The 14,143-nt window shown below is 72.0% G+C and carries 10 protein-coding genes and 2 pseudogenes; 8 read left to right on the forward strand and 4 right to left on the reverse strand.

Going from position 1 to position 14,143, the window contains the following annotated elements:
• The first annotated feature begins 672 nt into the window (after positions 1 to 672).
• The 4 genes and pseudogenes from AB0411_RS18650 to AB0411_RS38150 all read left to right on the forward strand — a co-directional run.
• The gene (locus AB0411_RS18650; protein WP_366418379.1) at positions 673 to 2,712 is read left to right on the forward strand and encodes a thioredoxin domain-containing protein; all 2,040 of its coding nucleotides are present in this window, start codon (positions 673 to 675) and stop codon (positions 2,710 to 2,712) included.
• A 68-nt stretch (positions 2,713 to 2,780) separates the two neighbouring features.
• Entirely contained in the window at positions 2,781 to 3,791 is a 1,011-nt protein-coding gene (locus tag AB0411_RS18655; RefSeq protein ID WP_366418380.1) for an NADP-dependent oxidoreductase, read from the forward strand.
• Between the two features lie 74 nt (positions 3,792 to 3,865).
• Entirely contained in the window at positions 3,866 to 5,227 is a 1,362-nt protein-coding gene (locus tag AB0411_RS18660) for an amidase (RefSeq protein WP_366418381.1), read from the forward strand.
• Positions 5,228 to 5,282: 55 nt separating this feature from the next.
• A pseudogene (locus AB0411_RS38150) lies at positions 5,283 to 5,381 on the forward strand (MerR family transcriptional regulator); the annotation flags it as partial.
• A 497-nt stretch (positions 5,382 to 5,878) separates the two neighbouring features.
• Here AB0411_RS38150 and AB0411_RS18670 read toward each other — a convergent pair.
• Positions 5,879 to 6,508 carry a TetR/AcrR family transcriptional regulator gene (locus AB0411_RS18670; RefSeq protein ID WP_366418382.1) on the reverse strand — a complete coding sequence of 210 codons (630 nt, stop codon included), beginning with the start codon at positions 6,506 to 6,508 and terminating at the stop codon, positions 5,879 to 5,881.
• Between the two features lie 333 nt (positions 6,509 to 6,841).
• The gene (trhA, locus tag AB0411_RS18675; RefSeq protein WP_366418383.1) at positions 6,842 to 7,558 is read right to left on the reverse strand and encodes a PAQR family membrane homeostasis protein TrhA; all 717 of its coding nucleotides are present in this window, start codon (positions 7,556 to 7,558) and stop codon (positions 6,842 to 6,844) included.
• Between the two features lie 239 nt (positions 7,559 to 7,797).
• Between trhA and AB0411_RS18680 the strand changes: the two genes are divergently transcribed.
• A complete protein-coding gene (locus AB0411_RS18680) occupies positions 7,798 to 9,621 on the forward strand; it encodes a phosphoenolpyruvate carboxykinase (GTP) (RefSeq protein ID WP_366418384.1) in 1,824 nt (607 codons plus the stop codon).
• Positions 9,622 to 9,797: 176 nt separating this feature from the next.
• Here AB0411_RS18680 and AB0411_RS18685 read toward each other — a convergent pair whose 3' ends face one another.
• Both AB0411_RS18685 and AB0411_RS18690 read right to left on the reverse strand, forming a co-directional pair.
• Complete coding sequence (locus AB0411_RS18685; protein ID WP_366418385.1) at positions 9,798 to 10,247, reverse strand: hypothetical protein; 450 nt, start codon at positions 10,245 to 10,247, stop codon at positions 9,798 to 9,800.
• A gap of 85 nt (positions 10,248 to 10,332) precedes the next feature.
• Positions 10,333 to 11,544, reverse strand: coding sequence for a pyridoxal phosphate-dependent aminotransferase (locus tag AB0411_RS18690; protein WP_366418386.1), 1,212 nt, complete (start codon positions 11,542 to 11,544; stop codon positions 10,333 to 10,335).
• Between the two features lie 176 nt (positions 11,545 to 11,720).
• Between AB0411_RS18690 and AB0411_RS18695 the strand changes: the two are divergent.
• From AB0411_RS18695 to AB0411_RS18705, 3 genes and pseudogenes are all read left to right on the forward strand, one after another.
• A pseudogene (locus AB0411_RS18695) lies at positions 11,721 to 11,948 on the forward strand (P-loop NTPase fold protein); the annotation flags it as partial.
• Between the two features lie 22 nt (positions 11,949 to 11,970).
• On the forward strand, positions 11,971 to 12,540 hold the full coding sequence (locus tag AB0411_RS18700; RefSeq protein ID WP_366418534.1) for a hypothetical protein: 570 nt from the start codon (positions 11,971 to 11,973) through the stop codon (positions 12,538 to 12,540).
• Positions 12,537 to 13,982: a glyceraldehyde-3-phosphate dehydrogenase gene (locus tag AB0411_RS18705; protein WP_366418387.1), complete on the forward strand. Its 1,446-nt coding sequence runs from the start codon at positions 12,537 to 12,539 to the stop codon at positions 13,980 to 13,982. Before AB0411_RS18700 ends, AB0411_RS18705 begins: the two co-directional genes overlap by 4 nt.
• Positions 13,983 to 14,143 lie beyond the last annotated feature (161 nt).

Raw genomic sequence — 14,143 nt, forward strand, 5'->3', positions numbered from 1 at the left:
AAGCCCTGTACGGGCGAGGCTCATTGGCGGGCCACGGTCCCCCGCCGGGGCAAGTGCCCCCTGCCGGACTGGTCTTTGGGAAATATATTCAGCCGGTGATCAGGTGGCAATGATCGCGTTCCGCCCCTTGGACACCCCCGGTCCTCGCCCCAGCAGGCCCCTCTCACCAGGCATGACGCCACCGCACAGTGCAGTGGCGGCCGAGCGGCCGTCGCGCACGCTACGCCGGCGACGGCATGCCCGGGTGACTTCGGCATGTCGATGCGGTAGAGCCTCCGGAAAGCCCCACGCGTCGGTCTGAGCTCTTTTCGAGAGGTCGTTTCAGATGATTTGCACCACCTCAAGTGAATCCACTCCGTGACTCATGCGTGTCGTGCGCCGGACCGCATGCGGCGCGCAGGACGAAGGGGTGATCTCTGCCCTCTTGGTAATGAAAAAGGCTTCACCGGATGAGACCGGTAATTCGGACCTCCGGTGAAGCCCGCGGGAAATGCCGATAGCGCAAACCCCGCAAGCTGCTTCTCATTGCGGGGGCGTGCCGCGAGCAAACAGACTTCACCGATGAAAACGACCTCTGAGCGCAGGTTTCATCCCGGCAAATGCGGCACCTTGCCCGGGTGAAACCACCCCGGGTGCTGGGCCGGACGCTCCGGATCATGCGACGATGCCGGTATGAACCACCTGGCCGACTCCCAGTCGCCCTACCTGCTCCAGCACGCCTCCAACCCGGTGGATTGGTGGCCGTGGGGAGAGGCGGCGATGCAAGAGGCAAAGAGGCGCGACGTACCCGTACTGCTGTCGGTCGGCTACTCCGCGTGCCACTGGTGCCACGTGATGGCGCACGAGAGCTTCGAGGACCAGACCACCGCGGACCTGATCAACGAGCATTTCGTGGCGGTCAAGGTCGACCGCGAGGAGCGTCCCGACGTCGACGCCGTGTACATGGAGGCCGTGCAGGCCGCCACGGGGCAGGGCGGCTGGCCGATGACCGTGTTTCTCACCCCCGATGCCGAGCCCTTCTACTTCGGTACCTACTTCCCGCCCGAGCCGCGCCACGGCATGCCGTCCTTCGGGCAGATCCTGGAGGGGGTGCGCAGTGCCTGGGCCGACCGGCGTGACGAGGTCGGCGAGGTGGCCGGCCGGATCGTCGCCGACCTGGCCGGGCGGTCGCTGACCGAGTCGCTGCCCGCGGACCGGCGGCCCCCGCGGCCGGAGGAGCTGCACGGCGCCCTGATGGGGCTGACCCGCGAATTCGACGCGGTGAACGGCGGGTTCGGCGGCGCGCCCAAGTTCCCGCCGTCCATGGTGCTGGAGTTCCTGCTCCGCCACCACGCCCGCACCGGGTCCGCCGGGGCCCTGGAGATGGTGCAGGCGACCTGTGGGGCGATGGCCCGCGGCGGCATCTACGACCAGCTCGGCGGCGGTTTCGCGCGCTATGCGGTGGATGCCACCTGGACCGTGCCGCACTTCGAGAAGATGCTCTACGACAACGCCCTGCTGTGCCGGACCTACGCCCATCTGTGGCGGTCCACCGGCTCGGACCTCGCCCGCCGGATCGCCGTCGAGACCGCCGACTTCATGGTCCGCGAACTCCGCACCGAGCAGGGCGGATTCGCCTCCGCGCTGGACGCCGACAGTGACGACGGCTCGGGCACCGGCAGGCACGTCGAGGGCGCCTACTACGTCTGGACGCCCGAGCAGCTGCGCGCCGTACTGGGCGAGGAGGACGCGGAGTTCGCCGCCGCCCGTTTCGGCGTCACCCGGGAAGGCACCTTCGAGGAGGGCGCCTCGGTCCTCCAACTCCCGGACGCGGACGGCCCGGTGGACGCCGACCGGATGGCCTCCGTCAAGCAGCGGCTGCTCGCGGCGCGGGAGGCGCGGCCGCGCCCCGGCCGGGACGACAAGGTCGTCGCCTCCTGGAACGGGCTGGCCATCGCCGCGCTCGCCGAGACCGGCGCCTACTTCGACCGGCCGGACCTGATCCAGGCCGCCACCGACGCCGCCGACCTGCTGGTCCGCGTCCACATGGACTGGCAGGCCCGGCTGCACCGCACCTCCCGCGACGGCACGCCCGGCGCCAACTCCGGTGTCCTGGAGGACTACGCCGATGTCGCGGAGGGCTTCCTCACCCTGGCCTCGGTCACGGGGGAGGGCGTGTGGGCGGAGTTCGCGGGTTTCTTCCTGGACACCGTGCTGCTCCAGTTCACCACCGAGGACGGTGCGCTCTACGACACCGCGGCCGACGCCGAGGCCCTGATCCGCCGCCCCCAGGACCCGACGGACAACGCGACGCCCTCCGGGTGGACCGCCGCGGCCGGTGCTCTGCTGTCGTATGCGGCGCTGACCGGCAGCGACCTCCACCGGGACGCCGCGGAGCGGGCCCTGGGCATCGTCACCGCGCTGGGCGGCCGGGCCCCGCGCTTCATCGGCTGGGGGCTGGCCGTCGCCGAGGCCGCGCTGGACGGTCCGCGCGAGGTCGCCGTCGTCGGCCCGCAGGGTGATCCGGCCACCACCGCGCTGCACCGCGCCGCGCTGCTCGGCACCGCCCCGGGGGCGGTCGTCGCGCTGGGCGAACCCGGGGTCGACGAGGTGCCGCTCCTGAAGGACCGTCCCCTGGTCGACGGCCTTCCTGCCGCCTATGTCTGCCGTCGCTTCACCTGCGAGCGGCCGACGACGGACCCGGAGGAGCTGACGGAACGGCTCGGCAGGTAGGGGCGCAGGCCCCTGGGGCCGGCGGCGGGTTTGACCTTGACGTGCGCGTCAGGTTCTAGCCTCGGGGCATGACAGAGCGCACACACCGTGAAGTCCGCCTGGCCGCCCGCCCCCAGGGGCCCGTCACCGATGATCTCTTCGAGGTCGTGGAGGTGCCGGTTCCGGAACCCGGGCCCGGACAGGTGCTGGTCCGCAACACCGTGATGGGCGTCGCCGCCGTGATGCGCACGCTGATGGACGAGGCCGGCGTGGTGCCGATGCCCTCCTACGAGATCGGTGAACCGCTGCACGGCGCCGCCCTCGGCGAGGTGGTCGCCGCCGCGCCGGGGACCGACCTGCACCCCGGCGACCTGGTGGAACACCGCCTCGGCTGGCGCGAGTACGCCGTGGTGGACGCCGACCAGGCGCAGCGGCTCGACCCCGGCCTGCTGCCCGACCCGGCGGCATACCTCTCGCAGGGCCCCACCGCCTGGATGGGGGTGGTGCGCGGCGCCGAAGTGCGCCCCGGCGACACCGTCTTCGTCACCGGCGCGGCGGGCGGCGTGGGCTCCCTGGCGGGCCAGATCGCCCGGCTGCGCGGCGCCGCCCGGGTCATCGGCAGCACGGGGTCGCGGGAGAAGGGGGACCGGCTGATCAAGGAATTCGGCTATGACGCGGTGGTGATCCGTGGCGCGGGCCCCATCGAGGAGCAACTGCGCACGGCGGCCCCGGAAGGCATCGACGCGGTCTTCGACAACGTCGGCGGCGAACAACTGCGGGCCGCCCTCGCCCTCGCCAACCGTGGCGCCCGGATCGCCGTCGTCGGCGCGCTCGCCGGCCAGCTCTCCGGGGACGTCGGGGCCACCACGGTCGAGATCGACACCCTCTCGCTGCTCTCCCGCAGCGTCACCCTGCGCGGCGTCGCCCTCTACGATCACCTGGACCTGATCCCCGAGTGGAACCAGCGCTTCGGCGAGGGGCTGCGCGAGGGCACCCTCACCTTCCCGCACACCCGGCTGCAGGGGATCGAGCAGGCGCCGCGGGCCCTGCGCGAGCTGACCGAGGGGCGTCATCTGGGCGCCGTGCTCGTGGAGTTGTGAGGCCGCGGCACCGCGTCGCCGGGCGGCGGGGCGAGGCACCCGCCGCTGTCGGTCGCCGGTTGTAGCCTGCACGAGTGACCACCTTGCTCGGACACCGATCGCTCGTCCAGGAGGCCGCGGCGCTGCGGGCCGGCACGGACGACCCCGTCGCAGCGGCCCGCCGCACCTGCGACCGGATCGACGCCGTCGAGGCGCAGGTGCGGGCCTTCGTGCCGGAGGCGGGGCGGCGTACGCGGCTCCTGGAGGCGGCCCGCCGGCGGGCCGCCGCGGGCCGGGGGGACGCCGCCGACCGGCCCGCCCTCCATGGCGTCCCCGTCGGCATCAAGGACATCGTGCGCGTCGACGGACTGCCCACCCGCGCGGGCTCGGCGCTGCCGCCCGAGGTGCTCGGGGGCCCGCAGGCCGCCGTCGTCGACCGGCTGTGCGCCGCAGGTGCCCTGATCGCGGGCAAGACCGTGACCGCGGAGTTCGCGGTCACCGCCCCCGGGCCGACCCGCAATCCGCACCACCCGGCGCATACGCCCGGTGGTTCGAGCAGCGGGTCGGCGGCCGCGGTCGCCGCCGGGATGGTGCCGCTGGCCATCGGGACGCAGACCGTCGGGTCGATGATCCGGCCCGCCGCGTACTGCGGCGTGGTCGGCTTCAAGCCGACCTACGGGCGGATCCCGCTCGACGGCGTGATCCCCAACGCCACCGGCTTCGACACCCTCGGGTGCTACGCCACGGACGTGGCAGGCGTCGCGCTGGCCGCGTCGGTGCTGGTCGACGGCTGGCGGGCACCGGAAGCGGCGGGGCGGGGAGCCCTCCCGGTGCTGGGCGTGCCGGCCGGCCCCTACCTGGAGCGCGCCGGCGACGAGGCGCTGGGCGCCTTCGCGGCGCAGCAGGAACTGCTGCGGGCCGCCGGATACACCGTCCACGAGGTGCCGGTGATGGACGACTTCGAGCAGATCGTGGAGCAGCTCTTCACGATGAACCGCTACGAGGTCGCCCGCGCCCACGCCGACTGGTTCGCCCGCTTCGGCGACCGCTACCGCCCCGAGACCACCTCGGCCGTCCGGCAGGGGCACGCGATCGGGGACGCCGCCTACGAAGCGGCCCGGGAACGGCGCGCGGCCTTCCGCGCACGGCTCGCCGCGGACGGTGCCGCCGCCGGCATCGACCTGTGGATCGCCCCGTCGGCCACCGGCCCCGCGCCCGCCGACCTCACCACCACGGGCAGCTCGATCATGTGCCTGCCCTGGAGCAACGCCGGCCTGCCGGCCGTCAGCGTGCCCGCCGGCCGGGCCGCGGACGGGCTGCCGCTCGGGCTCCAGCTCGTCGGTGGCCACGGGGCGGACGAGGGCCTGTTGTACGGGGCGGCGGGTATCGAGCGGGTGCTGGACGCCGCCCCTACCCGGCACGAGGACGGCCGCCCCGACCGGGAGCGGCGTGGCTGAACCCGCCGGAGGGGGAGGGGAGATGCGCATCGGGGAAGCCGCCGCGGCCGCCGGGATGACGCCGCGGGCGCTGCGCTACTACGAGCAGCAGGGGCTGGTGACGGCCCGTCGGGCACCGTCCGGCCACCGGGTGTACGACGCGGAGGACATCCGCCGCCTGCGGGCGGTGCGCGAACTGCGGGACGCCGGGCTGACGGTGGGGGACGTGCGGGCGTTCGCGCATCTGCTGCCCACGATGCCGCCCGGTGGGGTGCCGGGCCTCATTCCCCGGGGCGCGGGCGCGGAGCGCTGCTCGGCGGTGGAAGCGGTCGCCCGGCGCCGGCTCGCCGACCTGGATGCCCGTATCGAGCGGCTGTCGCACCTGCGGGCGCGCCTCGCGGCCCGGCTGGGCGAACCGGACGCGACGGCGCCGGAGCCGGCAGCACCGGGGGCACCGGACGGGTCGGCGGGGCCGGCCGCCGTGACCCGCGCCGGGGCGGACAGCGGCCCGATCTTCCGCCTGGACGCGCCCACAGGCACGGCCCCTGCCGCCGGCCCCGGCCCCGGCCCCGTCGCCCGGCTCGGCCTCGGGACCGGACGCAAGCCCGCCCCCGGCCCCCACCCAGCCCCCGGCCTCGACGCCGCCCCCGACATCCCCTGGGCGCCCCGCCCTCAGAGCGTGAGTCCACGCCCCAGGACGTCCATGGCCCGGTGGACCGACGCCTCGGCATCGGTGGTCCGGACGCTCTCGCCCCAGTGGAGCAGCGCCTCTTGGAGCGCGGCCAGGATCACGGCGCTGATCACCCGCAGCTCCAGGTCGTCGGCCGGCCGGCCGGAACGCTCCGCCAGGACGGTGGTGAGCATCGCGGCGTCCCGTGCGGTGCGCTCCGCCGTACGGCCCCGGACGGCGGGGACCTCACGGATCAGCCGGACGCGCTGGACGAGTTCGCCCCGGTCCTGCGCGGTCATCGCGCGCAGCGCCTCGATGCTGACCTGCCGCACCGACTCGATCACCGGCTCGTCCGCGGGGCGGGCCCGGATCCCCGTCTCCAGTACGGAGTCGTACTCGTCCGTGAGCACGATGTCCTCCTTGGCGGGGAAGTAGCGGAAGACGGTGCTCGGGGAGACCTCGGCGGCCTCGGCGATCCGGTCGACGGGGGTCGCGTCGTACCCGTGCTCCTCGAAGAGCCGGTAGGCGGCCCGCCGGATCGCCTGCCGGGTCTGGATCTTCTTCCGCTCCCGCCGCCCGATCGGCGCCCCGGGCGGTGTGCTGGCGGAGATAGCTGCGGCCATGCGCAGCATTGTCGGGCATCGGGCTGCCGGGAGGCCACGGCCGGTTTCGTGCGCGGGACGGGCGGTCCGCGGCCGGCAGACCGGATTGTCAGTGGGGCGTGTCACGCTGTGCGTGACCGTGATGACGTTCGGTGAATGCAGGGGGAGGGTCGGCGCGGGGGAGGGGGCGTCGCGTGGAGGGGTGCCCCGTGCGCCCGGCGTGTGAGACGGGGCCCGGCGCATGAGAGGAAACCCGGAGGGTGGGCGGGGGCCGGTGCGCGGAGGCGTGAAGCGCCGTATGGCCGCGACCTCGGGGTCGCGGCCATACGGCGGGCCCGGGGGCGGGCCCTCGGGGTCGGGGGCTCAGGCGTGCGAATAGGCCACCAGGGAGATGCCGACGTAGTGCACGACGAAGGCCGCCAGGGTGAAGGAGTGGAAGACCTCGTGGAAGCCGAACCAGCGGGGCGAGGGGTTGGGGCGCTTGATCCCGTAGATCACGCCGCCCGCGCTGTAGAGCAGCCCGCCGACGATGACCAGTACCAGGACGGCGACACCGCCGGTGTGCAGGAAGTCGGGCAGGAAGAAGACCGCGGCCCAGCCCATGGCGATGTAGCAGGGGGTGTAGAGCCAGCGCGGGGCGCCGACCCAGAAGACCCGGAAGAGGATCCCGGCCAGTGCGGCCGCCCAGACCGCCCAGAGCAGTGCCTGGCCGCGGGAGCCGGGCATGAGCAGCATCGTCAGCGGCGTATAGGTGCCCGCGATGATCAGGAAGATGTTGGCGTGGTCGAGCCGGCGCAGCACGCCGTCGGCCCGCGGCCCCCAATTGCCCCGGTGGTAGAGCGCGCTGACGCCGAAGAGCAGGCAGGCGGTCATGGTGTAGATCGCGCAGGCCAGGCGGCCGCGGGGGCTGTCGGCGAGGGCGGTGAGTATGACGCCGGAAAGCAGGGCGGCGGGGAACATTCCGGCGTGCAGCCAGCCGCGCAGTTTGGGCTTGAGGGGCGCGGCCGCGGCGGCGACAGCCGCGGCCGCGGGCGGCGCGGAGGAGGGCTGGCTCTCGGCGGCGTCAGGCGCGGAAGTCATGGTCGTCATGCTACCTACGCGACCGTAAGTTACGGATTCATGCCGAAGTGGTGACGGTCACGAAGGTGCCCTCTGGACAGAACTCTATCCGGGTCGGATGATCAAATGAGTGCGGTCGGCACCGGATGAGCGGTCACGAAGCATCCGGGTCGCGGCCCCCAAGGGGCAGACAAACAAAAGAAGCGGGTTTTCCGGCAAACCGGGCATAAATCCGTCCACACCCTCATCTAGGAGCGATCGTGGCGCGCGACAACGCGGCTCCCTCTGCCCATCCGACCCGTCACCAGGACCTCATCTCCTGGGTCGACGAGATCGCAGCACTCACCCAGCCCGACCGGGTCGTCTGGTGTGACGGCTCGGAGGCGGAGTACGAGCGTCTGTGCGAGGAGCTCGTCGACAAGGGCACGTTCAAGAAGCTCGACCCGATCAAGCGCCCCAACTCGTACTACGCGGCCTCCGACCCCTCGGACGTGGCGCGGGTCGAGGACCGCACCTTCATCTGCTCCGAGAAGGAGGAGGACGCCGGGCCGACCAACCACTGGAAGGCCCCCGCCGAGATGCGGGAGATCTTCGCCGGCGAGAAGGGCATCTTCCGCGGTTCGATGCGCGGCCGGACGATGTACGTCGTCCCGTTCTGTATGGGCCCGCTGGGCTCCTCGCTCTCCGCGATCGGCGTGGAGATCACCGACTCCGCCTACGTCGCGGTCTCGATGCGCACCATGACGCGCATGGGACAGCCGGTGCTCGACGAGCTCGGCGAGGACGGCTTCTTCGTCAAGGCGGTGCACACCCTCGGCGCCCCGCTGGCCGAGGGCGAGGCCGACGTGCCGTGGCCGTGCAACTCCACCAAGTACATCTCGCACTTCCCCGAGGACCGCGAGATCTGGTCCTACGGCTCGGGCTACGGCGGCAACGCCCTGCTCGGCAAGAAGTGCTACGCGCTGCGCATCGCCTCCGTCATGGCGCGTGACGAGGGCTGGCTCGCCGAGCACATGCTGATCCTCAAGCTGACCCCGCCGCAGGGCGAGGCCAAATACGTCGCCGCCGCCTTCCCGAGCGCCTGCGGGAAGACCAACCTCGCGATGCTGGAGCCCACGATCTCCGGCTGGACGGTCGAGACCATCGGCGACGACATCGCGTGGATGCGCTTCGGTGAGGACGGCCGTCTCTACGCCATCAACCCGGAGGCCGGATTCTTCGGCGTCGCGCCCGGCACCGGTGAGCACACCAACGCCAACGCCATGAAGACGATGTGGGGCAACTCCGTATTCACCAACGTCGCGTTGACCGATGACGGCGACGTGTGGTGGGAGGGCATGACCGAGGAGAAGCCCGCGCACCTCACGGACTGGAAGGGCAACGACTGGACCCCGGAGTCCGGGACCCCGGCGGCCCACCCCAACGCCCGCTTCACCGTCCCGGCCGGCCAGTGCCCGATCATCGCGCCCGAGTGGGAGGACCCCAAGGGCGTGCCGATCTCGGCGATCCTCTTCGGCGGCCGTCGCGCCAGCGCCGTACCGCTGGTGACCGAGTCGCTGACCTGGCAGCACGGCGTCTTCCTCGGCGCCAACGTCGCCAGCGAGAAGACCGCCGCGGCCGAGGGCAAGGTCGGCGAGCTGCGCCGCGACCCGTTCGCCATGCTGCCGTTCTGCGGCTACAACATGGGCGACTACATGGGGCACTGGGTCAAGGTCGGTGCGGACAAGGACCAGTCCAAGCTGCCGAAGATCTACTACGTCAACTGGTTCCGCAAGGACGACAAGGGCCGCTTCGTCTGGCCCGGCTTCGGCGAGAACGGCCGGGTGCTCAAGTGGATCGTCGAGCGGCTGGACGGCAAGGCCGAGGGCGTCGAGACGCCGATCGGTGTGCTGCCCACGAAGGCGGCGCTGGACACCGAGGGCCTGGACCTCGACGACGCCGACCTCGACTTCCTGCTGACCGTCGACAAGGACGTGTGGCGCGAGGAGGCGGCGCTGATCCCCGAGCACCTCAACACCTTCGGTGACCACACGCCGAAGGAGCTGTGGGACGAGTACCGCGCTCTGGTCCAGCGGCTCGGCTGACCGCCGCACCGCTCACCGCCCGGCCGGGGCCCCGCACCTTCGGGTGCGGGGCCCCGGCTCGTTTGCGTGCGGGCCCCGGCTCGTTCACCCTCCGCAGTGCGGAAGCCGGGCCGCCCCGTTGGGCCGGTGGAGTGATGCCGGGCCCTCGCCGGAGGAGTGCGGGCCGGCCGCGGGCCTCACGCCGTGGCGAGATCCCGCAGCGGTGCGGCGTGTGCCTCCATCCGCTCCGCGGCCAGGGCCATCGCCGCCGCGTCACCGCGGGACGTGGCGACCGCCAGGGCGTTGCCGGCGAGGGTGTGGGCGCGCTGCTGCAGGGCGCCGGCCCGGGACGGGCCGGCGTCGTCGGAGGGCTCGGCGCGCAGCGGATAGTGGCCGCCGCTCAGCCGCGCGACCTGCTCGGCGATGCGCTCGGCGGCGGCGGCGAGTGCGGCGCCGTCCGGTGCGGCCCCGCGGGCTGCGCCGCCGTCCTCCCGCGTCGCCAGGGCGTGCAGCTCGTCGGTGACGGTGAGCAGCGCGGTGAGCTGTCCGGCGAGCCGGATGTCCAGCTCCTCCTCGCGGGAGCGGTGCGGGACCTCCGGGGCGGCGGCCATGGTGTGGACCGACTTGGTGCGGATCGGTTCGTACATGGGACGGCCTCCTGAGAACGTCTAGGAGACCATCCTAGCTTGGACACTGTCTAAAGTTATGGCTCGTACAGAAAACGGCTCCGGGTCAGTACTGTCCGTAGCCGTCGAGGAAGGAGCCGATCCGGGTGACGGCGTCCGTCAGATCGTCCTTGCTGGGCAGCGTGACCAGGCGGAAGTGGTCCGGCTCCGGCCAGTTGAAGCCGGTGCCGTGCACGATCATGATCTTCTCGGCGCGCAGCAGGTCGAGCACCATCCGGCGGTCGTCCTTGACCTTGTAGACGTGGGGGTCGAGCCGCGGGAAGGCGTAGAGCGCGCCCTTCGGCTTGACGCAGCTGACGCCGGGGATCTGGGTCAGCAGCTCGTACGCGGTGTCGCGCTGCTCCAGCAGCCGGCCGCCGGGCAGCACCAGTTCGTTGATCGACTGGCGGCCGCCGAGGGCCGTGGCGACCGCGTGCTGGGCCGGCATGTTGGCGCACAGCCGCATGTTGGCGAGGATCGTCAGGCCCTCGATGTACGAGGCGGCGTGCGCCTTCGGGCCGCAGACCGCCATCCAGCCGCTGCGGTAGCCCGCCACCCGGTACGACTTCGACAGGCCGTTGAAGGTCAGCGTCAGCAGGTCGGGGGCGAGCGAGGCGAAGGGGGTGTGGGTGACGCCGTCGTAGAGGATCTTGTCGTAGATCTCGTCGGCGCAGACGATCAGGTTGTGCCGCCGGGCGATCTCCGCGATGCCCTGCAGCAGCGTGTCGTCGTACACCGCACCCGTGGGGTTGTTGGGGTTGATGACGACGATGGCCTTGGTGCGGTCGGTGACCTTGCGCTCGATGTCGGCGAGGTCCGGCATCCAGTCCGCCTGCTCGTCGCAGCGGTAGTGCACGGCGGTGCCGCCGGAGAGGGAGACCGACGCCGTCCACAGCGGGTAGTCCGGGGCCGGCACCAGCACCTCGTCGCCGTCGTCCAGCAGCGCCTGCATGGACATCTGGATGAGCTCGGAGACGCCGTTGCCCAGGTAGATGTCGTCGACGGAGAGGTCGATGCCCTTGGTCTGGTAGTGCTGCATCACCGCCCGGCGGGCGGAGAGCAGGCCCTTCGCGTCGCCGTAGCCGTGTGCCGTGCCGACCGAGCGGAGGATGTCCTCCAGGATCTCGGGCGGGCACTCGAAGCCGAACGCCGCCGGGTTGCCGGTGTTGAGCTTGAGGATGCGGTGACCCGCCGCCTCCAGCCGCATGGCCTCCTCGAGCACCGGGCCACGGATTTCGTAGCAGACGTTGGCGAGCTTCGTTGACTGGATCACCTGCATGTCCGCCACCTTACGGGCGCGTTTCGGACCCTGCCCGGTGTTTTTCCCCACGTCCGTCAGCGGACGGTGTGGGGTGTGTCACGCGTAGTGACGCTCCGTGGTCCGCGGCCGGGTTACCGCTCGCGGGGCGCCGCTGATTCCGCGGGCGCAGGCGCGGCTCGGTACGCTCCGGGCGCATGGTCACCTCGGCGCACTTACCCCCGCCCGCCGTCCCCTCGGCCGCGGCGCCCGCCCCCTCGTCGCGCGGCCCCTTCGCGCTGCTCAACGACGAACCGGTGGCCGGGCCCGGCGACGATCTGCTCGGCGCCGGCCGGGCCGCCCGCCAGCTCGCCGGGCTGCTGGTCGCCTCCCGCGGCTCCACCCCGTTCACGCTGGCCGTCGACGCCGGCTGGGGCATGGGCAAGAGCAGCCTGATGCGGCTGGGCGGTGACCCGTTTCCTGCGCGAGCACGACCTGCCGGAAGGGGCCGTGGAGCGGCGGGGCGAGGTGCTCGGCCGGCTGGAGCGCCAACTGCCCAGTGGATTCCCCGACATGGTGGCCGACCAGGAGTTCACCTCGCTGATCGACGGCCTGGTGGCGCTGCCCCGGTCCGGGGAGTTGCTGCTCCGGCTGCGCGAGGGGGCCGCGCTCCCGGCGGCGGTGCGGCCGGAGCCCGTCGCGTACTCCGCGCCGCCCCGGCCCGGGTGCCGTCATCGGCCCGGGGCGCGGCGCGGACCGCGGCCTCCCGCGCGGACGGCGCGCTGTTGCGGGGTGTGGCGTCTCGTGCGGATCGCGGCCGGGCGGGCGCACCGCTGCCATGGCAAGGGTCACACAGCGACGAAAGTCCCGAAATCCCCACAAACAGGGAAGCTGACATCCGGCATATCGGCGCATTCCGCCCCGGGTGTGGCGCTGGTTCGCGATCGCGGCATCCCGCTCGGGGGGCACCGTTTGAATGATGAAAAGAGCGGGGCGCTAGCATATGAGCACCGCCTAGCTCGAAAGATAAGCCTGTGACTGTCAATGACGACTCGTTCACCAACTGGAAGAACCGCGAGGAGATCGCGGAGTCGATGATCCCGATCATCGGGAAGCTGCACCGCGAGCAGGACGTGACGGTCCTGCTGCACAGCCGCTCCTTGGTGAACAAGTCGGTGGTCAGCATCCTCAAGACCCATCGGTTCGCCCGGCAGATCGCCGGTGTGGAACTCTCGGTCACCGAGACGCTGCCGTTCCTGCAGGCACTCACCTCGCTCGATCTCGGCCCGTCCCAGATCGACATCGCCCTGCTCGCCGAGGCGTACCGCACCGACGACCGCGGTCTGTCGGTGGCGGAGTTCACCGCCGAGGCCGTCGCCGGCGCCACCGGTGCCGACAAGATCGAGCGCCGCGAGCCGCGCGATGTCGTCCTCTACGGCTTCGGCCGCATCGGCCGCCTCGTCGCCCGTCTGCTGATCGAGAAGACCGGTTCCGGCAACGGCCTGCGGCTGCGCGCCATCGTCGTCCGCCAGGGCGGCGACCAGGACATCGTCAAGCGCGCCTCGCTGCTGCGCCGCGACTCCATCCACGGGCAGTTCCAGGGCACGATCACCGTTGACGAGGCGAACAGCACGATCATCGCCAACGGCAACGAGATCAAGGTGATCTACGCCAACGACCCCTCCGAGGTCGACTACACGGCGTACGGCATCAAGGACGCCATCCTCATCGACAACACCGGCAAGTGGCGCGACCGCGCCGGCCTGTCGAAGCACCTGCGCCCCGGCATCGACAAGGTCGTCCTGACCGCGCCGGGCAAGGGCGACGTCCCCAACATCGTGCACGGCGTCAACCACGACACGATCAAGCCGGACGAGCAGATCCTGTCCTGCGCCTCCTGCACCACCAACGCGATCGTCCCGCCGCTGAAGGCGATGGCGGACGAGTACGGCGTGCTGCGCGGCCACGTGGAGACCGTCCACTCGTTCACCAACGACCAGAACCTGCTGGACAACTACCACAAGGCCGACCGCCGCGGCCGCTCCGCGCCGCTCAACATGGTGATCACCGAGACCGGTGCCGCCTCGGCCGTCGCCAAGGCGCTGCCCGAGCTCACGGCCCCGATCACCGGCAGCTCGATCCGGGTCCCGGTCCCGGACGTGTCGATCGCGATCCTCAGCCTGCGGCTCGGCCGGGAGACCAGCCGCGAGGAGGTCCTCGACCACCTCCGCGCCGTGTCGCTGACCTCGCCGCTCAAGCGCCAGATCGACTTCACCACCGCGCCCGACGCGGTGTCGAGCGACTTCATGGGCTCGCGGCACGCCTCGATCGTCGACGCGGGCGCGACCAAGGTCGACGGCGACAACGCGATCCTCTACCTCTGGTACGACAACGAGTTCGGCTACTCCTGCCAGGTCATCCGGGTCGTCCAGCACGTCTCCGGCGTGGAGTACCCGACCTACCCGGCTCCGGAGGCCTGAGCCCGGGAACCGCTCGGTCCGCCGGCCCTTCCACCGCCCCCCGGCTGTGGGAGGGCCGGCGTCGAACTGCGCCCGTCCGGTCAGCACATGCTGCCCTTTCGTACCTTGCCCCGGTGATCCCCCGGCACGTATCCAGAAAGGGTCGACGAACTCGCGCCGGA

This window comes from Streptomyces angustmyceticus, assembly GCF_040701845.1.
In the GTDB taxonomy this organism is placed as follows: domain Bacteria; phylum Actinomycetota; class Actinomycetes; order Streptomycetales; family Streptomycetaceae; genus Streptomyces; species Streptomyces angustmyceticus_A.